Below are 22,924 nucleotides of genomic sequence, written 5' to 3' on the forward strand. Positions count from 1 at the left end.
TGCCAGTGTTTTCGATTTGGTAGTGCCCCCGACCCTCGGCTTGAGAAATCTTAACCTTCCGCCCATCTGCTCTAGAAGCTGAATGTCTACCTGATGTGCAACGCCGAAAGCGACCTGTGCACGCTCGGCAGAATGCCCGAACAGCAGGAGGACGCGATGTTTGGCTTTGAGTTTCTGAATTACGGGGCGCAAATCCTTCACAACAAGGACCTGGAAGACATGCGCGACGCCATTCTCAGCGATGATGATCACGAAGTCGACTGCACCGTCAGCGATTTTTTTCGGGAACGCAGAAGGCTTGGGGGCAAGCAAACCGGTGCCCTTCGCCGTGACTTTGGCGGAAAGCAGGCGGGCTGATCAGAGCTTTGGTTCCCAAGGCGTGCGACCGACCATACGATCCGCCTCGGCGGTGATGTCATTCATGTGCTTCTCGAGGCTGTGACGCAGTTGCTCGATCTGCTCTTCCGACGCCTTGCGGGGTACGGTCTCAGTCCATTCGCGGCAAAGGAAGACGCCTTCGTTGCGCCAGGGGCGCGGCAGCAGCAGCCGGTCCCAGGTGCCCGCCTCACGGCCATGGCGGGCCGAATAGGTGATGCCAAAAACGCGTTTTCCCGAGCTGCGCGCCCAGACCAGCGGGACGGTCGAGCACACCCGTTCCGGGCCGCGTGGACCGTCGGCAGCTATGCCGATCGAGATCCCCTGTTTCATCTTGCCCAGCACTTCACGCGACAGGGCCACGTGACGCTTGTGGCTGGACATGGCGATGGTGTCCATGCCGAAGAGCTTCTGCACCCGGCCCACCATGCTGCCGGCGCGCGCGGCTGATGTGATCGAGCAAATGCGCCCCTTTTCCAGCGGAAAGAAATAGGGCGACTGGGCCAGCCGCTGGTGCCAAAGCACGACGATGACCGGCTCGCCCTGTTCCGCGAGCTTGTCCAACTCATCATAGCCGATCCGCTGCCATTTGGTGTTGCGATGGACCATCCTGATATAGCTGGCGATGCGGCGCGCGGCCCAGTTCAGGGTTGTCTCGCTGTCAGCAATCTTCTTGCGAAGGCTCAAGGGTTATTTCCTCTCGGTGGGCCGAACCTTGTCTTATAGAACTGCACGACGCACGCAACTTCTTTGTCGATTGCATATGTGCCCGAGAAACTGAAAAAGCCTCTTGAGTCCGTCGCGCCTCTGGCATATCTGATGGCGCACCACAGGGGTATAGCTCAGTTGGTAGAGCGACGGTCTCCAAAACCGTAGGTCGCGGGTTCGAACCCTGCTGCCCCTGCCATTCTCCAAGCGATTCAACAATTCTGCCTCCAAGGTCAACCGTGCTGTGTCGGTTTGGTTCGCCAAACCTCTTGACGTGCGGGTAAAGAACGAAAAGGCTGTTCAGTCAGTTGGATAGTGAACGGGCCACGGTTTGCGACGCGCGATCTGCGCGGGGTGGACCGAGCCAAAACAAACCGGCGTTGGACAGGCCGTTGGGGGAGAAATGACGGATATCGCCGCTTTTCTGGAGAAGTTGGGGCTGTCCAAATACGCCCCCGCCTTCGCTGCGGCAGAAGTGGCCTTGTCCGACCTCGTTCATCTGTCCGAGCATGATCTGATCGATCTCGGGCTGCCGCTAGGGCCCAGACGTCGCCTGCTTGCCGCAACCGCGCGTTTTGCCCAGGACACGGCCGGTGACGCCGTGCACACCCGCCGACAGGGGAAAATCGTGGCCGAACGCCGGCAATTGACGGTCATGTTCGTCGACCTCGTCGGCTCAACGGCAATGTCCGAGCGCCTGGATCCGGAAGACTTGGGCGAGCTGGTGCGGCGATTCAAAGAGACTTGCACAACCGCCGTTTCGAAATTCGGTGGTCACATCGCCTGTTTCATGGGGGATGGTGCGATGATCTATTTCGGCTATCCGCACGCGCAGGAGGATGCGGCCTCGCGCGCGATCGAGGCCGGGTTGCAGATTTTGGACGAACTGCCCGCGATCGACCGAAAGGAAGAGCTGCAGGCGCGGATCGGAATCGCCACGGGACTTGTGGTGGTCGGCACCATCTATGGGGACGGGTTGCGGGAAAACGACGTGGTCATGGGGCGGACGCCGAATCTGGCCGCCCGCCTGCAGGGGCTGGCCGAACCAAATTCGCTGATCATCAGCCCCTCGACGCGCCGCCTGATCGGGGGCGCTTTTCGACTGAAGGATGCCGGAAGGCATGTTCTGAAGGGGTTTGCGGACGAGATACAGGCCTGGACCGTCGAGGGTACCGCACGGATCGAACGGCGGTTCGAGATCAATCCCGAAGCGGGTTCCGGCCGCCTGATCGGGCGCGGCTCCGAGTTTCGCAAGCTGTGTGACAAGTGGAACGAAGCCAGTCACGGGGCGGGTCAATCCGTTCTGATCTCGGGTGAGGCGGGGATCGGAAAGTCGCGGCTGATCGAAGGGTTGGCGCACGAGTTGCAGGGTCAGGACATTCTGCGTCTGAATTTTCAATGCTCGCCGCTGCACTCAAGCAGTGCTCTGTATCCGATCGTGCAGCAACTGGAACGTTCCGCCGGGTTCGCGCCGGCGGATACGGACGCCCAAAAGCTGGACAAGCTTCTGCCGCTGCTGCGGTATCTGACGTCCGAACAACAGCGCCTTATTGCGGATCTGTTGAGCATCGATGCCGATGATGCACTAGGACCCTTGGACTTGCCGCCGCAGGTCAAGCTTGAAAAGACGCTGGAAGCTGTCACGCAGCAATTGGTGTCGATGGCGCGAAGCAAACCCGTTCTGTTGCTGTTCGAAGATGCGCATTGGGTGGACCCGACCACGCTTTCGCTGACGGATAGGGTGATCGAGCGGATTCGTGACCTGCCGGTTCTGATCGTAGTTACGGCCCGGCAGGGATTCGACCCTAGCTGGGGGCACCACCACAACACGTTGCACATCCCCCTGACCCGATTGTCGAATGCCGAGGTGGCGGAAATCGTCACTGATGTTGCGGGGGGCAAATCTTTGCCGGGACCGGTCTGCGACCTGATTGCCGCCAAGACCGACGGGATCCCGCTCTTTGTACAGGAGGTGACGCGCGGCCTTCTGGAATCCGGCCAGTTGCGGCTGACCGAGGATGGCTATGTCCTGCGTGGTCCGCTGCCGTCGCTGTCGGTGCCCAGCACGCTCAAGGATTCGCTGATGGAGCGCCTCGACCGCCTGGGTATGGCAAAGGACGTGGCGCAGACCGGCGCCGTGTTCGGGCGACGCTTTTCGGTGGCTCTAGTCGCGGCGGTCTCCATGCTGCCGGCGGCGTCGATGCAGGCTAGCCTAGAACAATTGGCTATGGCGGGCATCATCCAGCGGCCGCCGGACGGGGCCGAGGACGAATACCTGTTTCGCCATGCTCTGATCCGGGACATGGCCTATGACAGCCTTCTGCGGTCCGAGCGGCAGGTCCTGCACGACCAGGCCGCGGGTGTATTGTTGGACCAGCAACCCTATCTTGCACAGACCCAGCCCGAAGTTCTGGCCCAGCACTATACGTTGGCAAACCGACCCGAAGAGGCCGTTACCCATTGGCAAAACGCCGGTCAGAGAGCGATCGAGCGGTCGGCTCTGTCCGAAGCACTGACCCATTTGTCCAAGGCGCTTGGTCTTGTGTCAGAGCTGCCGAAAAGCCGCGACCGCGACTTGCGCGAGATTGATCTGCAAGTGCTTCGGGCGGGTGTCTTGCGCTCGACTGACGGGATTGCAGGCGAAGCGACAGGCGAGGCCTATGGCCGGCTGCGCGAGCTGTGCCGTCGGGCCCGCGAGACGGAACGCCTGTTCCCGGTTCTCAATGGGCTTTATGCGTTTCACCTTGTGCGGGCCGAGTACCGCCTGGCCGGTGAGGTGGCGGACCAGATCCTAGACCTGGCCGAAGTCAGCGGTCGGACCGAGCACCGGATGGTAGGGCACCGCGCCATGGGGGCCGTGCAACTGCACGTCGGCAATCTGACAGATGCCAGAGCGCACCTTGAGCAGGCCTGGACCCTTTATGATTTCAAAACACATGGGAAGCTGGCCTATGTCTATGGCACCGACCATGCGGCCATCACAGCCGGTTTCCTCGGGGTCTGTTACAGTCTGATGGGTGAGCCTGCCCGTGCGCAGAAGGTTCAGGCGCAGGCTCTGGACTGGGCCAATGAATTGCAACACGCGCATAGCGTGGCCCAGGTCCTGACCTATACGTGCATGGTCCATCTGTTGCACCGCGATATCGACGCACTGACCGCGACCGTCGCACCGCTGGAGGAGATATCTCGCGAGCACAGGTTGGCCTTCATGTCGATCACGGCCCGCATGTGGCTCAGTTGGGCACGGGCGCACCAGACCCCGGACGCCGAGCACATCGCGGCCCTGCGGCAGGCGTCGGATGACTGGTGGTCCAGTGGCGCCGGAAACTACAAAAGCTTCTTTCTGTCGCTGATCGCGGAACTTCTGGTGCGTGCCGGGGGGCTCAAGGCCGCCAGGCAGGCGCTGACGCAGGCTGAACTTTGGCGCAAAGACACCGACGAAGGCTGGGCCGATGCCGAGGTCTTCAGGGTCCGCTCGTTGCTTGACGATCATGAGCGGAAAGATCCCGAACCGATGCTCAAACAGGCGGTGTCCGAGGCGCGCAAATGCGGGGCCAGCCTGTTCGAATTGCGCGCAGCCGTTGAGCTGACGCGCCGCGTATCCAAAACCGGGGGGCGGCCGGGGCCATGGCTGTCCGATGCTCTGGATCGTTTCGATCCAAAGGCCGAGATCCCGGAATTGCTCGAAGCCCGGGCATTGCTTGAAACGATCTCTTGACCGGCACGGAAGCTTTCTGCCAGCTTGGGACGGGCAGAAATGGGTTGATGGAAAGACCGTAATACGTGCGCGCAGTGTTTTTTCCCTGCGCGTTCTGCATGTTATGCCAAGGGAGCGTCCATCATGCGCAAGATAAGCAAGACCATTCTGGCCAAGGATCGCGTCGCCTCCAGCCGAACGGACCTGTCCCTGCAGCGCTATCATCCGATCACGCCCGAACAGATCCGGGAGTTTGAAAAAGGCCTGGTTGGATCGGTCGTTTTGCCGACGGATCCGAACTACAACACGGATCGTCAGCTTTGGAACCCGGCCTTTCAGGACTACCCTGAAATCATTGTCTATTGCGAAACCATTCAGGACGTGCGGGCCAGTCTGGCCTTCGCGCGGGCCCATGATCTGTGGGTGGTCAGCCGATCGGGCCGGCACAGCACGGCGGGGTACTCGGTCAACAATGCGATGGTGCTGGATACCAGCAGGATGTGTTACGTGACGGTCGATCCAGATACCCCGATGGCCTATGTCGGCCCCGGCACCTCGTTCAAGGTCCTGAACTCGGTGCTGGATTCCTATCATCTGCATGTGCCGGGTGGCGCGTGTCAGGATGTCTGCGTGGCCGGATTCATGATGGGCGGAGGATACGGGTTCACGTCGCGCCTGTTCGGAATGGCCTGCGACAATGTCCTGGGCGTGACGGTGATGCTGTGGGATGGCAGTATCGTAATCGCGGATGACACGACCAACGCCGATCTTTTCTGGGCGATCCGGGGAGGCACCGGCAACAACTTAGGGGTGCTTCTGGAAATCCGGTTCAAGCTGCACAACCTGTACGAAGTTTGGGGCGTTCATATCAAATGGCCGCTGGACAGGGCTGCCAAGGCTTTGGAGTTTCTGCAGGCCAACTACATGAAGGACGGTCTCTCGGACAAATTTGGGGCCTACATCTTTCTGGCTTATCAAGGAGACCAGAAGGTTCTCTTGGTCTCGGCCCTATATCACGGGCCCGAAGACGAAGGGCGCCGGGTCATTCAGCCGCTGTTGGACGAACCCATTGGCGGCCACATGGAAAACAGCAAGACAGGGACCTACCAGCAGATCAATTCCTGGCTGTATGACGAGAAATACGACATCCCGGTGGTCCCGGATCAAGCCCGCGAAGACAAGCAGGGCGGGTACATCGCCCGCCAGTTGTCGCAAGATGAATGGCAAAGGGTCGTCGATTATCTGGACAGCACGCCAAACGCCTACGGGGCCGTGGCGATCGAGCCGTATGGCGGGGCGATCAACCGAATGCCGGTTGGCAAACAGGGAAACGCCTTCATTCACCGCGACGTGTCGATGAATTTCTACGTTGACGTGTTCTGGTTGTCCGAGGATGAGAAAGACGTCGTGGTCCCATGGCTGGATGGGTTCATGCAGATGATGACGGACGAGGGCTTCTTCATCGATCGCTGTTATCAGAATTATCCGCGGCGCACTCAGTTGAACTATCGTTGGCTCTATTGGGGCGACAACTTCAACTCACTTCTGTTCGTGAAGCGGAAATTCGACCCACAGAACTTCTTTCACTACCAGCAGAGTATTTCTCCGGTTCCGGACGACGCTCCGCCGGACATCATTCGGGACAAGTCGACTCCGTTCTTCTCGGACCCGACGATTACCTATCAAAGCTATTCGTACCCCTGAAAACGGGTTGCGGACCGGCATGGCCAAACTGGAGAGCGCCCGGCATGGACACGATACAGGAAATCTTCTTTCTGCCGCCGATGGCCGTTGCCAGGCTTGGCCCGGGCGAGACCCCGCTGGAAAGCTACGAATGGCAGCAGGATCTGGACGCGCATGGCAACAACAAGACGGTCATACGCTCGAACGTGACTTTGCGGGAAAACGAGGATGGGAGCGTCTCGGCCTACCTGCCGGACCCGCGGAAGATCCGATTTCGGGATGAAGGAACCGGCGCCCTGCGCCCGGTCGCGCCGTTCTTTGAACTGTGGGCGCGGATGTTCGATGCTGAAACCGGCGAGGCCTATGAAACTCCTGTGACTCTGAACCTTCTTGAAGGGCAGGGGCTGTCGCTGAAGAACATCCGCTACACGGTCGCTGTAGGCAATCAGAAAGCCGCCCGCCGCACCGGAGATGCAGCCTGCGGGTTTCGCGCCCGGGTCGAGATCGCGGCCGAGGATTTTACTCCTAAACCCTTGCTGGCCTTCAGTCCGCACACGTCGGAACAGCAACCGCTGGTCTATGAACACAACCCGATCCCGCTGGGCTCGGTGCGGGTTGTCCGCCCGGTCCACGGGACGGACGAGCCGGTGCCCGGCGAGATGGTGGAGCGCAGTCTTCTGCGTTTGCGGTTCACTCCGCCCAAGGGCGAGGTATACGGCCCGCCCGATGCCGCCTTCGGTCCTGCTACCCTTGCTGTGCCGGGATACAAGAATGACCCGCCCAAATCGGAATATGGCCGGATTCATGAGATCGTGCCGGCGCAGAACCGCATCCTGAACCCGGACACGCCCTGGTCGAAATGGATCATGATGTCGGGGTTGTCTGATGATCCCGAACCGCATGACAGTTATGATGGTGCCAGGGTCGGCAACGATCAGTCCTGGGGGGTGGTTGACGACACGTGTGATGGAACGATCGAAGCCACGCTGGCTGTTCGAGGTCAGCGTTTGGTCGCCCGGGCGCGCATCTTCACCGGACCGCCGGATTTCGCACCGGATTGCCGGCCTTTCTACAGTCTCGAAGACGATCTGGCGGATCGCGACATGTCGTTGATCTCGGTCACCGCCGAAAACTACCTTGATGCAAAAACCGAAGTGGTCGACATCTTCCGAAGGGCGTTCGAGACCAACAGCCTGATCAATCTGGATGACATCCGGGCACAAGGCCTTAAGGACAATGCCTCTCTTCAGGCGCAGACCAATATCGCACCCACACCGGGCCTGCCGTCCACCGATGCGGCATCGATGACGGAAAAGGACGCGGTGCCTCCCGACAAGATCGACGAGTTGATCCGCCCACAGCCGGTGTCGGTTTTCTCGAACTCGGTCCCGAATGAACAGCTGCCCTATACGGTCGCCACCAAGTTTGTGCACGAGCAGTTGATCGATGAGGAAAACCTTTTGGACTTTCTGCGCCGCAGACCTGATTTCGTGCGGCGATTGATGCGCCCGCCCTTTGGCGTTCTGGCCCAGTTCGAAGAGGACCCGAACCCTGACCAGACACCCGATCCCGCCTTCCGCGACCCGCGGATCGTACGCGACATGATGCACGACGCCCGCATGCCGCCCTACATGCGGGATTCCAACTATTTTCCGCTCTCGCTGTCACGGCGGCAGTACCACATGGTGATGTCTTTCATCGATTACCTCGAGGCGCACCCGCCCGCGCCCGAAACTGAACCGATAGGAGAGCCTCGGGATGTCTGACAAACCAGCGCCGATCCGCATCAAACCCCGCAACCTGACGGCCCGTGCGGCCTACAAGGTGCCCGGAAACCCTGACAACACCCGGCTGGACGGGTCGGTCGGAAATTGTTTCCCGGGGCTGGAAATGGACGTGCGCGACCTCGATCGCAGGTTCTTTCCGGGATTGGTTTTCAATGCCGTGCGTGTCCCGCTGAACCCGGTTCCGGAAGCACCCGAAAACACGCAAGGGTTCCATCTGGTCTATGTCGATTATTTCTATGACCCGATGTTGCCCGATGAGAGTTCGACACCTTGGGTGCAGGATTTGCTGGACGCCTATCGTGGTGACATCGGCGCCGAACTGTCCAGTGGCCGGTGGTTTCTGGCCTGGGTCGAACAAGGCGGTCGACGTATCTCGTTCCGCGACGACAAGGGCAAACCCTACGACGGCATGCTGGTCTGGAGGTTCATCCGCAGCCTTGAATGCGGCGACGACCATCCGGTGACCATCGCACTGGAGCGGCGCAATCACGACGGTGTCGTCGACGCACCGCCGGTCGTCCTGCACGGATACCGCCGGCAGTACCGTACCGAAGCCGGCGTGATCGATACGGCCTACGACCCCGGAGAGCTGACCCAAAGCCTGTGCAATCCCTGGTCGCATGACTTTCGGGATTGCGGCTGCCACTACTGGCCATCCAACCACCCGGATGTGGTCACTGCCGAAGTACCGCATGACACCCGCCTGCCGACTGGTGCGCCAGACGATCCGGTTGTGGCCGAAACCTATCTGGATTGGCTGCGTTCGGACAAATCGCCCTCGGGCAATGTGGCGGCGTTGAATACCGTCGAACAGAACCGCCCGTTCCAGATCGACCACTACGAGGTCAACCAGATGTGGAGCGACCTGCCGATCGTCGTCGAGGGACGCGAGACCGGCGAAGTCTACGAGGCCGACACGGACCTGCCCGGTGTCGAACCGTATGAAAGCGTAGCGGCGATGGTCAAAGACCTGCAGACCCGTCTGGCGCCGATGGAGATGACGCTCAGCCTGCAATACCTCTATGCCTATTTTTCGCTGGCCGATCCCGAAACCGCCGATTGCGAGCGCTGGCCAACGCTGAAGGATGATTTGATCTTTGCGCGGCGCGCCCTGCTGGAAGTTGCGATCGGCGAGATGACCCATATGCGCTGGGCAAACCAGTTGCTGTGGTCGTTGCAGGGCAAGGATTACGAACCGGTGCTAACGCCCGCGCTTGCCCTGCCCATCGGACCCAAGCGGATCATCCCACGGTCGTTGCGCCCTTTGACGCCTGAGGCCATCGACGACTTCATCGAGATCGAACGCCCCGACGGCTTCATCGACCGCGCTTATGCGCAGTGCGTGGCGACACTGGAACACAAGGCGTTCACCGATCGGCGCCTGTATGCTTTGGCCGTGCGGATCGACACCGACGGCGACGAGCATTTTCTGCGGTTCCGCCAGATGAAGGACGTTCTGGCCAAATACCAAACGGGCCGCGGCACACCTGCCTATCTGCGCCCGATCCAAATGGGCTCGGAAACGCAGGCGCAAGAGGCACTGGATCTGTTCCGCCGCATCACTGATGGGCTGGAACAGGCCTATCAAAACGAGGCTCAGAACCGATTCACCGAAGCGCAGGAGTATATCCAGCAGGTGCGCGACACGATGAAAAGCTTCCGGGTCGCCGGTGAAGTCTTGGCGGAAAAGGGTATTGGTATCCCGTTCTGGCCCGAGGTCGAGACATGATCGACCCATCTGCCGAGGTGCATTTTTTCGAAACGACCTTGGGCGAGCATATGCTGGCCGTAGATGGCTCGCGCGTGTTCGACGTGCCCGACGGAACGGCGGATCACTTCGCCGGTATGGCCGCCGAAGGACAGCGAGAGTTTCTGTCGCAGATGGGCCTTGATGGTGTGCCGTTCATTGACGACGCGCCGCCGCGCCGCATGCCGGTCAGGTCTTTGTCGCTGGCGGTCGCGCAGAAATGCAACTTGGCATGCACCTATTGCTATGCCTCGCAGGGCAGCTTTGGTGGTCCTGCCCGCAGTATGGAATGGGAGGTCGCGAAAGCCTCGGTCGATCGGCTGATCAAGGACTCGGAACCCGGCACCCGGATCAATCTGGCCTTCCTGGGAGGCGAGCCGTTGATCAATCGCGACCTGATCCGAAAAACGACGATTTATACTGCTGAACAAGCGCAACGCAACAAAGTGGATGTGGGATTTTCGATCACGACGAATGGCACGTTGTTGCGCCCGGAAGACGCTGAGTTTTTCGAAGACCACGCCTTTGCCGTCACCATCAGTCTGGATGGCGTTGGCAAGGCACATGACCGGTTGCGCCCCAACCAGGGTGGGCGCGGCAGCTACGACACCATTCTGCGCAAGGTGCAGCCGTTGCTGGACAAACAGCATCGCATGCAGGTGGGCGCTCGGGTCACCGTGACACCGCGCAACCTCGAGCTGCCTGAGACCCTGAACCATTTCATAGGCTTGGGTTTCCACTCGGTCGGGTTCTCACCCATGCTGGCTTCGCCAACCGGGCGCGAAGAAATGAGCAGCAAGGACATGGCCGAAATGCTTTCGCAGATGATCCGCTGCGGACGCGTTTTCGAAGACGCAGTGCTGCAGGGCCGCCGCTTCCCCTTCTCGAACATGGCCGCCGCAATGCACGAGATCCACCGTGGCACGCACCGGCCCTACGCTTGCGGAGCCGGTGGCGGATATTTCGGGGTTTCGGCGGATGGCGATCTGTTCGCCTGCCACCGCTTCGTCGAGGATGACTTGGCCGCGATGGGCAATGTCCATGACGGCCCGGATGCGCGGCGAGAAGCCTGGCTGGCCGAGCGCCACGTGCACAACCAATCGCCGTGCAACACCTGTTGGGCACGGTACATGTGCGGTGGCGGTTGCCATCACGAGGTCATTCATCGTGGCCGCCCGGCATGTGATTATATCCGCGGCTGGCTGGATTATTGCCTGCAGGCCTATGTCAGACTGTCGGCTGCCCGCCCGGATTTCTTCGGCGACGCTGCCCGCCGTTCGGCCTGAGGGCGCAGCGGATGGCGGCCGAGATTGAAGCCGAGATCTGCGTGATCGGCGGTGGCCCGGCCGGGGCCGTGACAGCGATGCGGCTGGCACAGCTGGGGCGACGGGTCTGTCTGCTGGAACGCGCCATCTTCCCACGCCAACACATCGGAGAGTCACTGCCTGCCTCCATCTGGCCCATTCTGCGGTTTCTGGGTGTGGGCGATGCTATGAAAGCTGCGGGATTCCTGCAATCGTCGGGTTCCGTCCTTATGTGGGGCGGTGCGTTTGAAAGGCGGGGTGAGCAAGTTGACGATCCGGGCCTTCTGGTGGATCGCAGCCGGTTCGATGCCATCCTGCTGGACGCTGCACGCCAGTCGGGTGTTCGTGTGTTGCAACCCGCACGCGCCTATCGACCACGGCGCACCGGCGCCGGTTGGGAGGTACCGCTCCTGACTGCGCAGGGAAAAGGCCGGCTGCGCGCCGACCTTTTGGTGGATGCGGCGGGCAAGCATGCGGGACTTGGTCGGAGGTTCCGCCCGGCCTCAGCGCCATTGACGGCGCTCTATGCCTACTGGCAAGCCCCTCCGGGTTTTGGCACGCAGGCCCGCGTGGAGGCTGGTGATGCCCATTGGTATTGGGGCGCAGCACAGCCGGATGGTACGGTCAACGCTTGCGTTTTTGTCGACCCGTCGGATTGCACTGGTTTGTCGCCGGCAGCCCGGCGTGATCTGTATCTGAACCTTCTGGCACGATCGACTCTTCTGGCCGGCTGTCTGGAGCAGGCGCGAATGGGCCCGGTGCGCCGGTGTGATGCCAGCAGCCAATGTGAATTGACCCCGCCCGCCGATGATCTGCTGCGTGTGGGCGAAGCGAGTTTCTCGGTCGATGCGCTGTCATCGCAAGGGGTGCATCTGGCTATGGCGCAGGCCATGCAGGCCGCAGTGGTTGCAAACACGATTCTGACCCGGCCCGGCGACACCAACATCGCGCTGGGATTCTATTCGGAACGACAGCGCGAACGCGTCGAAACCCACGCCGAATTGGCGGCGGCATTCTATGCACGTCACCACGAGGTCACCTCTGGGCCGTTCTGGAGCCAGCGCGCACAGCCGCTGGACTGGCTTCGCCGCCCGCCTGCGGACCTGCAGAATGCCGAGCTGTCCACCGGCGAGGTGCTTCGCCGGTCGCCGGAGGCGAAGCTGGTACAGGGCGGTGTGCAAGGCGACGCGTATGTTCTGAGGTCAGAGATTCTGACCCACCCCAATCTGCCGCGCGCGGTCCACTCGCTGGCAGGGGCCGAACTGGCGCCGTTGATATCCGATCTGCGCGACCCACTCTCTGTGCCCGATATACTGCAGCGATGGTCGAGCCGCATCGGACCCACCTCGGCGGCACAGGTCCTGCGGTGGCTGTGGCACACCAAAATCCTTGTGCCGGCCGGTGAGTTGGGGCGCAATCGCGGTTCCCCTTGACTGGCGAATGGCCTAATGTCCCGCCAGGATAAAACAGCCGAAAGAGGTCACATGTCGCGCTTTGATGGGTATTTCCTGCGGCAGCTATTGGTTCTTTTCGGCTTTTTCACGCTTGTTCTGGTGGGCGTGTTCTGGATCACCCGCTCGGTCAGCCTGTTCGAACACGTCATCAGTGGCGGCCAGTCGGCTATGGTTTTTCTGGAGTTCACGGCGCTGACCCTGCCAACACTTGTCCGAACGGTCATGCCGATGGCGGTCTTTGCCGCCGCAGTCTATGCCACCAACCGGCTGAGCCGGGAAAGCGAACTGACCGTGATGCTGGCCACCGGGGCCAGCCCATGGCGGCTGGGCCGGGCGGTGTTGCTGTTTGGTCTGGTAGCGGGGCTGATGATGGCGATCGTCAGCGTCATTCTGCGTCCCGCATCCGTGGAACAGCTGGAATTGCGCCAGGCCGAGGTGGCAGGTGACATCACCGCGCAGTTGCTCAACGAGGGGGAGTTCATGCACCCGGCTCGGGGCGTGACCGTCTATATCGGTCGGATTGATCTGGATGGCACATTGCACGAGGTGTTCGTGTCCGACCGTCGCGATCAGGAAAACCCCGCCACATACTCCAGCACGTCCGCCTATCTGGTGAACAACGGATCCGGCGTCCATCTGGTGATGGTGGATGGGGTTGCACTGCGGTTGAACAAGGAAGGCAAGACCCTGTCGTCGACCCTTTTCGACGATGCATCATACGACATTTCGGAGCTGTCCCGAAACACCGACAATGGACGCCGCAGTCTTGAGGCGATTCCGACGATCGAGTTGTTGGGCGATCTTGACGCCGTCGCTGCGGCGGATGGCTACCCGTTGGGGGAATTGGTGGAAGAGCTGCACCAGCGGTTTTCCTGGATCGCGATCTGCATCACCGTGGCGCTGGTGGGGTATTCGACTCTGATGCTGGGCAGTTTTTCCCGGTTCGGCCTTTGGCCTCAGATATTCGCGGCATTCACGATTCTTGTCTTGTTGGAAGGCGTGCGTGGGTTCGTATCTCCGGTGGTGATCAAGGATGCGAAGCTATGGCCGCTGCTCTATGGTCCGGCCGTTGTCGGGTTCGCAATATCGGCCGTGTTCCTCGCTTTCGCCGGAAGACCGATCATTCGCCGGCGGGTGAGAACTGCCGCACCCGCGCCATCCCCGGCCTGAGGTCAGTCCCGCAGCTCTGACAGGCACTGGTGTAATTCACCCAACAATTTTTGGTGGTCGTCCTCTGCGCGCGAGACCAAGTGGACCGGTAGAATTAGCGGTGCGGCTTCCTCGACCATGCGCAGCGCGCCATTCTCAAGGTGCGGGGCGATAACGCTGTGCGGGAAAAAACCGCGCCCGCCGCGTTGCAGGATATAGCGCAGTGCCATCATGCAATTGCCCAGAAACACGGTTTGCCCAGCAGACAGCCGGGCAAGACCGCGTACATGCTCCTGATAGCCTTCACCAAGTTCGAGATTGATGAAAACAGGATCGGTACCGGACTCAGCCAGATGGGGCGTCTCGACAAGGATCAAGTGCTCGGGCGGCAATTCCTGGCACGAAATCCCGGACCGCGATGGCCTCTCATGTGTCAACGCCACGTCCAGAACGTGCGAAGCAACGGCCTCGGCCATGTTCAGCGTGTGGTCATAGTTGAGCGTCAACAGAAGTTTGCCAAAACTCTGCTCGAACCGGACGGCCAGATCGACCAGAAGCGGGTCCCAGATGCTGAGCTGAGCGCCCAGGCGAAGGGCCACACGACCTTGACTTTGGGCCGGCAGGTCCTGCGAGGCGAAGGACCAAAGCGACAGCATCTGTTCGGCATAGGGTTTGAACTGTGCCCCGAAGTCGGTGAGGCTGGTACCGCCGGCACCACGTGAAAACAGGGCTTTGCCCGTAGCGGCCTCAAGCTGGCGGATCCGTGCACTGACAGCCGTCTGTGTCACGTTCATCCGTCGGGCCGCAGCATGGAACCCACCGGTTTCCGCCACGCATAAAAACGTTTCGAGTTCACGCATCTGCATGTGAAACTATTTTTTGATCGCCGTGATAAAATCAATTTATTTTTTCTATTGGCTGGTCGCGGCTAGTCTGGCTGTGACCCGCAGACAAAGGACCCGCCATGCTGGACAAAAGCCACAAACCCACCTGGACCAGTTTCGAAGAGGCCACCAAGGCCGATTGGGACGCCGTCATGGAATATGAAGAGGCCTATAACGCGGCTTTGCCCGACCGAATTCTGGATGCGATCCGGTCCTTGGACGAGGAATGGACGCCCTATCCGGTCAACCGGTATCAGCACAGCCTGCAGGCCGCGACGCGGGCCTACGAGGATGGCGCGGATGAAGAACTGGTCGTTGCTGCCCTGATCCATGACACCGGGGACATCCTGTCACCCTACAACCACGGTGAGCTGTCAGCGGCGATGATGAAGCCCTATGTCAGCGAACGCACCCATTGGATCCTGAAACATCACTGCGTGTTCCAGGGCTATTACTACAACCACCATCTGGGTGGAGACCGCAACGCGCGGGACAAATACCGCGACAGCCCCTATTGGGAGGACTGCCGCTATTTCTGCCACGAATACGATCAAAAGGCGTTCGACCCGGACTATCCGACCAGGCCGCTGGAGTTCTTCGAGCCCATGCTGCGCCGCGTGTTGAACAAGGGCGAGGGGCACATGGAACTCAACGAAACCGCCGAGGACTAGCAGGAGGCCATCAGGCGATAGACGATCTGTGCCGTGGTGAAATCCCACGCCGCGTTGCCGTCCGGGGCCAGTTCGACCACGTCGAAGCCCACGCAGCGGCGGCCTTTCAAGGCGTGTTCGACCAGATGCAGCGCCTGATAGTATCCCAGCCCGCCCGGAACCGGCGTGCCGGTTGCGGGCATCAATGACGGGTCCAGCCCGTCGACGTCAAAGCTGACATAGACCAGTTCGGGAAAGTCCTCGGGCAGGTCGACGGCATGAATGTTGCCGGTGACCAGCTCTTCGGCATCCACATGGAAGACACGGTTCCTCAGACGGCTTTTGGCTTCTTCGGTCGAGAAGGCGCGTACGCCGAATTGCGCCAGACGGACGCCTTCCTCGGCCAGCAGATGCATGACCGAGGCGTGGCTGTGTTTCTCGCCCTGATAGGCGTTGCGCAGATCGGCATGGGCGTCGATCTGCACGATGCCGAGGGGCTGACCCAATGCGCGGGCCACGCCCATCACCGCGCCATAGCTCAGCGAGTGTTCACCGCCCAGCGTGACCGGCACCGTGCCGGCGCGGATCGCGGCCTCGGTGCGCTGGGCCAGACGCTCCATGACGTCCGGCAGCGGGCCGGTGCAATCCAGCGAAGGTTCGGTGAAGATGCCATCGACACAGGGTTCGGAATGTCCAGTAATGCGTTCGAGTTCATTGCTGGCTGCGATGATCGCGGCGGGGCCGCCTGCAGTACCCGAACCGTAGGAGACCGTCCGTTCCAACGGCACCGGGATGACACGGAACCGGGCGTCTTCGCTGCGTTCGGCCTCGGTCAGTTCGCTGTCGAGGAAAATGCTCATGAAAGCCTCTCTTTGAAGTCGTCGTAGCCGAATTTCTTGATGATCTTCAGGTCATCGGTTTCGCTGTTCCACAGGGCGATGGTGGGCAGGGGCACGCCGTTGAACGTGTTGGTCTTGACCATCGAGTAATGCGCCTGATCGAGAAAGGCGAAGCGCTGCCCGATCCGCAGCGGCTCGGCCCAAATGTAGTCGCCGATCACGTCTCCCGCCAGGCACGAGGGGCCGCCCAGGCGATAGGTGTGGCCGGTTTCGGCTTCGTCCATCAGGGCGGGGCGATAGGGGGCCTCGATCACGTCGGGCATGTGGCAGGTGGCCGAGATGTCGGTGATTGCCAGGTCCACGCCGTTGTGCGGCAGGTCGAGGATTTCACCCACCAGGATGCCCGCGTCCAGTGCCACGGCTTCGCCGGGTTCCAGATAGACCTCGACGCCGTATTTGGTGCGGATGTGTTTGATGAACTCCACCAGCCCGTCGCGGTCATAGTCGTTGCGGGTGATGTGGTGGCCGCCGCCGAAATTCAGCCATTTCAGGCTGTTCAGGAATGGCGCGAGCTTCGGTTCGACCGCCGCCCATGTGCGCGCCAGCGGCTCGAACCCCTGTTCGCAGAGCGTGTGCATGTGCAGGCCATCCACGCCCTCCAGCGCCTTGGCGTCTAGTTGGCTGACCGGGGTGCCGAGGCGCGAGCACGGGGCGCAGGGGTCGTATTTCGCGACCTCGCCTTCGGAATGCTCGGGGTTGATCCGTAGCCCGACTTGCCGCCCCTCAGCTTGTGCCTTGGCACGAAAACGGTCTTTCTGCCCGGGGCTGTTGAAGATGATGTGATCTGAGAGCGCTAGGATTTCGTCGATGTCGGTTTCCTTGTAGCCCGCGCAGAAGGTCGCGACCTCGCCGCCATATTCCTCGCGGCCCAGCCGGGCCTCGTAGATGCCGCTGGCGCAGGTGCCGCCGATATACTGGCGCACCAGCGGGGCCAGAGCGAACATGGAGAAGGCCTTGAGCGCGGACAGAATATGTGCGCCGGACCGCTCGCCGATATCGGCCAGAACCGCAAGGTTTCGCTCCACTGCCTTTTCGTCGACGACGAAGCAAGGCGTAGGAACGCGATTGAGGTCGAAGGTGCGGAAGGCACCGGCGTCTCCGGCCTGTGTCTGCATCAGTTGGGTCATGTCCGGCGTCTCCGATTGGTGGATAAGCCCGGGGTGCGACTTGTCGCCATTGTCGCTCGGACCAATGGCGACCCCCCGGGATATTTTGGGCCAGATGAAGCAGGGCGGTCGCGCGGACCGCCCCGAGGGTTCAGAACTCGACAGGGCCGTCGAGTTCGTGGACCTGCCAAGGCAGGCCATGCTTGTTCAGCATGTCCATGAAATCATCCGGGTCGAGCTGCTCCATGTTCCGAACGCCCGGCTCGCGCCAGTTGCCCTTCAGCACTTGCGCCGCGCCGATCATGGCGGGGACGCCGGTGGTGTAGCTGACGGCCTGGCTGCCGACCTCGCGGTAGCATTCCTCGTGGTCGCAGATGTTGTAGATGTAGTAGGTCTTTTCGCCCGAGCCGTCCTTGGCCTGGCCGGTGGCGATGTCGCCGATGCAGGCCTTGCCCTTGGTTTCGGCGCCCAGATCGCCGGGATCGGGCAGCAGGGTCTTCAGGAACTGGATCGGAATGATCTCGACCCCGTTGTGCACCACCGGGTCGATCCGGGTCATGCCGACATTCTGCAGCACCTTGGCATGGGTGATGTAGGCATCGCCGAAGGTCATCCAGAAGCGGGCGCGTTCGATCTCGGGGAAGTGGGTCGACAGCGACTCCAGTTCCTCGTGATACATCAGGTACATGTTCTTGGGGCCGATGCCGGGGAAGTCGAACTCGACCTTGTGGGTCATGGCCGGCGTCACTTTCCATTCGCCGCCTTCCCAGTGGCGGGCGTCGGCCAGCACTTCGCGCAGGTTGATCTCGGGGTTGAAGTTGGTGGCGAATTCCTGCTCGTTCTGGCCGCCATTGGCGTCCAGAACGTCGATCTGGCGGATCGTGTCCAGCTTGTGTTTCTTGAGCCACTTGGCGAAGACGCTGGTCACGCCGGGATCGAAGCCCGAGCCGAGGATCGCGGTCAGGCCGGCCTGCTTGAACTTGTCCTGATAGGCCCATTGCCAGTGGTATTCGAACTTGGCCTCGTCCTCGGGCTCGTAGTTGGCGGTGTCGAGATAGTGGCACCCGGCCTCGAGGCAGGCATCCATCAGCACAAGGTCCTGATAGGGCAGGGCAAGGTTCACCAGCAGCTCGGCCCCGGTGTCCTTGATCAGCTTGACGGTGTCGGCGACCTTGTAGGCGTCAAGCTCGGCGGTCTTGATGTCGACGCCGGTGCGCTCCTTGACCGATTTGGCGATGGCATCGCATTTCGCCTTGGTGCGGCTGGCCAGCGTGATCTCGGTGAAGATGTCGGAATTCATCGCCATCTTGTGCACGGCGGCGTGGCTGACGCCACCCGCGCCAACAACCAGTGTCTTGCCCATGGGAAATTCTCCTTTCGCCGGGGTTATTCGTAGTAGGTATAGCCGTTGATGCTGTCGCGATAGGCAGTCATCAGGGTTTTGCGTTCATTCGCCTTGAGCGTGCCGGTCGAGATCGCCTCGTCGACCATCTTGCGGAAGGCAGCGATGCAGTCGCTTGGGTCGAACTCGACATAGGACAGGACTTCGCTGATCGTGTCACCCTCCTGTTCATGCAGCAGGTCGAACCCGCCATCGGCGCGCAGGTCGATGGTGACCACGTTGGTGTCGCCGAACAGGTTGTGCAGGTCGCCTAGGGTTTCCTGATAGGCGCCGACGAAGAACACGCCCATGTAATAGTCGCGATCTTCGGGCAGGGAATGCACGGGCAGGCTGGGCGAGACACCGTCGGCCAGAATGAACCGGTCGATCTTGCCGTCGCTGTCGCAGGTGATGTCGGACAGTACCGCGCGGCGGTCGGGGGCCTGGTCCAGCATCTGCAGCGGCACGATCGGGTGCAGCTGGTCGATCGCCCAGACATCGGGCAGCGACTGGAACAGCGAGAAGTTGCAGTGATAGATGTCCGCCAGCTTTTCCAACTGGTCGTCCACATCGGTTTCGACCTCGTCCGAGGCCGCCAGCGCCTTGATCCGCGCCATCAGCGACAGGTAGATGCGCTCGGCCCGGGCCATCTGACGCAGGTCCACGTAACCGCGGCGGAACAGGGCGCGCAACTCGTTGCGATAGAAGGTGGCGTCGTTCCAGCATTCCTGCAGCCGGTCGTGGCTGAGGTACCCGTTCACCGCCGCCAGATCGGACACCATGTGGTGGTCGTCGGGTTCCACCTCGGGGCCGTTGGGTGCGTCATAGAGCGTGCTTTCCAGCACGTTGAACACCAGCATCGACGAGGTCGCCACCACCGCGCGGCCGCTTTCGGTCACCAGCGTGGGGTGGTCCACTTCGGCCTCGTCCATGGCATAGGCCACGGTTTCCACCACATTGGCGCAGTATTCCTCGACCGTGTAGTTGATCGAGTTTTCGGTCGCCTTCTTCTCGCCCGTGTAATCGACGCCCATGCCGCCGCCCAGATCCAAGTGCGTCAGCGGCACGCCCTCGCGGGTCAGTTCGGTGTAGTAACGGCAAGCCTCGCCCACGGCGCGGCGCACGTCGTTCACGTCGGGCACCTGGCTGCCCAGATGCGAATGCTGCAGCTTCAGGCAATGCAGCAGGCCCGCATCGCGCAGCTTGTCGACGACCGCGACCAGTTGATCGGTGTTCATGCCAAAGGTCGACCGATCCCCCGAGCTTTCTTGCCATTTGCCGCTGATCTGGTTGGTCAGTTTCACCCGCACGCCAAGCAGCGGCTCGATGCCGAGGCGTTCGTAAACCTCGATGACCGTGTCGGCCTCTTTCGGGCTTTCCAGAACGATGACCGTGTTGAACCCGATCTTGCGGCTGAGGATGGCCAGCTCGATGAACTCCGCGTCCTTGACGCCGTTGCACACGATCAGCGCCTCGGGGGCCAGACGGTGAGCCAGGGCGATCACCAGTTCGGGCTTCGAACCGGCCTCGAGCCCGTAATTGTATTGCTTGCCGAACTCGACGATTCGGTCGACGACTTGCGCCTGCTGGTTCACCTTGATCGGGAACACGCCGCGATAGGACCCCTTGTAGCCGGTACGCGCAATCGCATCACGGAAGCCTTCGTTGATATGCGCGATCTCGCGTTCCAGATACGAGCTGATGCGCAGGATCATCGGTGCCTTGATCCCGCGCTGATCAAGGTCGTGCAGAATGCCGGGCAGGCTGATGGCCGCCGCATCGGGCGCCATGGGATTGCGCAGACCGATCTCGCCGTCCTCCGTCACCTCGATGAGACCCTTGCCCCATTTTTCAACTCCGTAGATGGAATGCGGTGCGACGGGCGTCTGTTTCAATCAAGTCAGTCCTTGCGTTGCAGGCGTGGAAATTTCGCCCGCCAATACGGCAGCCGTTCGATTCTTCCAAGTGTAATCTGTATCGGAGGTTAGCCCAATTCAGATCGCAGGGCGAATGGGAACCAGATGGTTGTCCCAACGGATCCACGGACGGGGCGATATCGCCGGGTTTGGCCCGGTCAGATGCCCCACATCGCCATGCCCCGTGGTAAAGACAAAGCCGGATGGCCCGGGGCCCAACCCGCACACGTCGGTCAGCGAATGGGCGCGGTCAAAACGGGCGGCCTCGGCATCAAAGACGTGCAGCGCGTTGCCGCGTGGGCAAGTGATGGCGACCTGCCGTCCCTCGGCGGAAAAGGCGACACTGCCTGCATAGCCGGCCAGCGTCGCCTGAATGTCATCCGGCGCGGACAGAAGGTGGTAACGGCCACCCCGCCGATGCAGCCCCAGCAGGGCCGGCTTGTGGGACAGGTTGCCCTGCCACTGCATCGCAAAGGCCAGCAGGCCATCCGAGCGAACGGCCAGGTGCCGGATCGAGTTTTTGTGCAGCGCCGCGGGCAGCTCGACCTGTTCCAGAACCGATCCGTCGAGGCTGACATAGGTCAGGTTCGGGCACATGGTCGGTAGGTTCAGCTTGGTGCGCCCTGTCTCCGGATGGGTTTCGATGCCGCCGTTGGCGATGGCCAGCGATTTGCCGTCGGGCATCAACACCACGTCATGGGGGCCGACCCCCGCCGAAGCAAACTCGCCCATCCGGGCATAGCCCTTGGTCGCGTCCCAGACGCCGATGACCCCGGTGCCTGCCTCATAGTCGTTCTCGGTGGTGAACAACCGGCGGCCGTCGGGCGAAAACGCGCCGTGACCATAGAAATGACGCCCGTCCGGCGCGTCGAGCCGGGCCAGTTGGTCCCCGGTCGCGCAATCGATCACCAGCGCAAACCGCCCCGGACGGCGCGCGAATGCAACGGCCCGCGCCAGATGGGGATGGGCGGCGGCGGCGTGCCCGCGGCCGGGCAGGGGGATCGAGAACCGCACATCCCCCGAACTGGTCAACCCGACCAAGCGGTACGACCCGTCGTCGAACAGCGCAGCCGACAGGAAATCGGGCGAACCGACCTCAGCCCAGCTCGGCAGGGGGGCAAGAGTGGCCGCTGCCAAACCGGCCAGGAACCCTCGGCGGCTGGTCATCGGTCAATCTCCGTCCAATGAATTGAACCCGGCGCTTATGCCCAGGGTCGGACCCAACTGCGCGGTGGCCAAGCTGCGGATGTCGTTGATCGACTGCTGCAGCGCCTCGATCCGCAGCCGCCCCTGGGGCTCGGCCACGCCGGCCAGTGCGGGATCGTCCAGCGCCTGCGCCCGGGCGATGCTGCGGGCAAAGGCGTCGTCCAGCGCGGCGGCAATCTGTGGGTGGTCGGCCGCCAACCGCGCCGCCAGATCGCGCAGCGCTGTCAGCGACAATTCCACATGCCGCAGCGACCGCAGCGACCGGCGGGCCTCGGCCCGGTTGGGGCGGGGGCGGTCGAAACTGCCCATCGGGCGGCCCAGGCGCGTATCGGCCGTAAACTCGAGCCCGGTGGTCAGGGCCCTGTAGAGCTCCTGCAGGGCTTCGTCGGAGGACCGATAGGGGCTGTCCGGCCCGGGTTGGGTCATGATGCGGGCATAGCCGTGCCAGTCCCGGTCGATGGCCCCGGCCGTGCGATGGATGTCGGCGGCGATGGCGCGGATCAACCCGCAGCGATAGGCCGCATCGCCCTGATCGGCAAAGGCCGGGTCGTACAGCATCCTCTCGAGCGCGAGGAAGCCGCGCCCCGCGATCGAGGTTTCGGCAAAGGCATCGGGGTCGGCAATGGCCGGGTCTTCGGCCGCGATCATCGCCGACAGCGCCTTTGGCGTGAACCCTTTGCTGTCGGGCCAGAAGGCCAGGGCAAAGGCACGATCTCCGACCTCGGTCGGACCGAACCGCAGGTGGCTTGCGGATATCCAGGCGTCAAAGGCGGCGTGATAGGCCGCGCGCAGATCGGCGGACCCCGGCGCGCAGTCGGCTCGTGCGGCAGCATCCAGCGTGGCGGTCATTTCGACAAGTTGCTCGAAACGCGGCAGGATATGGGCCTGGGTCACGTCGGTCAGGATCGCATCGCGGCTTTGTGCCACCGCGCAGAGCGGGATCAATGCGGAAAGGATCACGGCAATCAGGCGCATGGG

Annotated in this window: 17 protein-coding genes and 1 tRNA gene; 10 read left to right on the top strand and 8 right to left on the bottom strand. The window is 61.8% G+C overall.

Features of this window, described 5'->3' with window-relative positions:
* Positions 1-93 precede the first annotated feature (93 nt).
* Positions 94-357, top strand: a complete 264-nt coding sequence (locus tag K3752_RS02195) for a hypothetical protein (protein ID WP_170365191.1) — start codon at positions 94-96, stop codon at positions 355-357.
* Here the strand turns inward: K3752_RS02195 and K3752_RS02200 are convergent, their stop codons facing one another.
* Positions 358-1,062: a lysophospholipid acyltransferase family protein gene (locus tag K3752_RS02200; protein ID WP_260064644.1), complete on the bottom strand. Its 705-nt coding sequence runs from the start codon at positions 1,060-1,062 to the stop codon at positions 358-360. It abuts the gene before it with no gap.
* A 144-nt stretch (positions 1,063-1,206) separates the two neighbouring features.
* Here K3752_RS02200 and K3752_RS02205 point away from each other — a divergent pair.
* The 8 genes from K3752_RS02205 to lptF all read left to right on the top strand — a co-directional run bounded on the left by K3752_RS02205 (position 1,207) and on the right by lptF (position 13,925).
* Positions 1,207-1,282, top strand: a tRNA-Trp gene (locus K3752_RS02205).
* 204 nt (positions 1,283-1,486) lie between these two features.
* On the top strand, positions 1,487-4,801 hold the full coding sequence (locus tag K3752_RS02210; protein WP_260064646.1) for an adenylate/guanylate cyclase domain-containing protein: 3,315 nt from the start codon (positions 1,487-1,489) through the stop codon (positions 4,799-4,801).
* Between the two features lie 123 nt (positions 4,802-4,924).
* On the top strand, positions 4,925-6,484 hold the full coding sequence (locus K3752_RS02215; RefSeq protein ID WP_260064648.1) for an FAD-binding oxidoreductase: 1,560 nt from the start codon (positions 4,925-4,927) through the stop codon (positions 6,482-6,484).
* 44 nt (positions 6,485-6,528) lie between these two features.
* Entirely contained in the window at positions 6,529-8,229 is a 1,701-nt protein-coding gene (locus K3752_RS02220; protein ID WP_260064650.1) for a hypothetical protein, read from the top strand.
* On the top strand, positions 8,222-9,979 hold the full coding sequence (locus K3752_RS02225) for a ferritin-like protein (RefSeq protein ID WP_260064652.1): 1,758 nt from the start codon (positions 8,222-8,224) through the stop codon (positions 9,977-9,979). Before K3752_RS02220 ends, K3752_RS02225 begins: the two co-directional genes overlap by 8 nt.
* The gene (locus K3752_RS02230; RefSeq protein WP_260064654.1) at positions 9,976-11,283 is read left to right on the top strand and encodes a radical SAM/SPASM domain-containing protein; all 1,308 of its coding nucleotides are present in this window, start codon (positions 9,976-9,978) and stop codon (positions 11,281-11,283) included. Before K3752_RS02225 ends, K3752_RS02230 begins: the two co-directional genes overlap by 4 nt.
* An 11-nt stretch (positions 11,284-11,294) precedes the next feature.
* Positions 11,295-12,734: an NAD(P)/FAD-dependent oxidoreductase gene (locus K3752_RS02235; protein WP_260064656.1), complete on the top strand. Its 1,440-nt coding sequence runs from the start codon at positions 11,295-11,297 to the stop codon at positions 12,732-12,734.
* Positions 12,735-12,785: 51 nt separating this feature from the next.
* The gene (lptF, locus tag K3752_RS02240; protein WP_260064658.1) at positions 12,786-13,925 is read left to right on the top strand and encodes an LPS export ABC transporter permease LptF; all 1,140 of its coding nucleotides are present in this window, start codon (positions 12,786-12,788) and stop codon (positions 13,923-13,925) included.
* 2 nt (positions 13,926-13,927) lie between these two features.
* On the opposite strand, the gene K3752_RS02245 is transcribed toward lptF, so the two are convergent.
* Positions 13,928-14,764 (bottom strand): LysR family transcriptional regulator, encoded by an 837-nt coding sequence (locus K3752_RS02245; RefSeq protein WP_260064660.1) that lies wholly within the window; start codon positions 14,762-14,764, stop codon positions 13,928-13,930.
* 104 nt (positions 14,765-14,868) lie between these two features.
* Between K3752_RS02245 and K3752_RS02250 the strand changes: the two genes are divergently transcribed.
* Positions 14,869-15,459, top strand: a complete 591-nt coding sequence (locus K3752_RS02250; protein ID WP_170339515.1) for an HD domain-containing protein — start codon at positions 14,869-14,871, stop codon at positions 15,457-15,459.
* On the opposite strand, the gene speB is transcribed toward K3752_RS02250, so the two are convergent.
* The 6 genes from speB to K3752_RS02280 form a co-directional block, all read right to left on the bottom strand.
* Entirely contained in the window at positions 15,456-16,298 is an 843-nt protein-coding gene (gene speB / locus K3752_RS02255; RefSeq protein WP_170340135.1) for an agmatinase, read from the bottom strand. The two genes, K3752_RS02250 and speB, sit on opposite strands and share 4 nt — an antisense overlap.
* Positions 16,295-17,464, bottom strand: a complete 1,170-nt coding sequence (nspC, locus tag K3752_RS02260) for a carboxynorspermidine decarboxylase (protein WP_260064665.1) — start codon at positions 17,462-17,464, stop codon at positions 16,295-16,297. Before nspC ends, speB begins: the two co-directional genes overlap by 4 nt.
* 130 nt (positions 17,465-17,594) lie before the next feature.
* A complete protein-coding gene (locus K3752_RS02265; protein ID WP_260064667.1) occupies positions 17,595-18,806 on the bottom strand; it encodes a saccharopine dehydrogenase family protein in 1,212 nt (403 codons plus the stop codon).
* Positions 18,807-18,829: 23 nt separating this feature from the next.
* Positions 18,830-20,719 carry a biosynthetic arginine decarboxylase gene (speA, locus tag K3752_RS02270; RefSeq protein WP_260064669.1) on the bottom strand — a complete coding sequence of 630 codons (1,890 nt, stop codon included), beginning with the start codon at positions 20,717-20,719 and terminating at the stop codon, positions 18,830-18,832.
* A 99-nt stretch (positions 20,720-20,818) separates the two neighbouring features.
* Positions 20,819-21,907 carry a DUF1513 domain-containing protein gene (locus K3752_RS02275; RefSeq protein ID WP_260064671.1) on the bottom strand — a complete coding sequence of 363 codons (1,089 nt, stop codon included), beginning with the start codon at positions 21,905-21,907 and terminating at the stop codon, positions 20,819-20,821.
* Positions 21,908-21,910: 3 nt separating this feature from the next.
* Entirely contained in the window at positions 21,911-22,921 is a 1,011-nt protein-coding gene (locus K3752_RS02280; protein WP_260064674.1) for an imelysin family protein, read from the bottom strand.
* Between the last annotated feature and the right edge of the window lie 3 nt (positions 22,922-22,924).

Source organism: Ruegeria sp. B32 (assembly GCF_025141855.1).
Classification (GTDB): domain Bacteria; phylum Pseudomonadota; class Alphaproteobacteria; order Rhodobacterales; family Rhodobacteraceae; genus Ruegeria; species Ruegeria arenilitoris.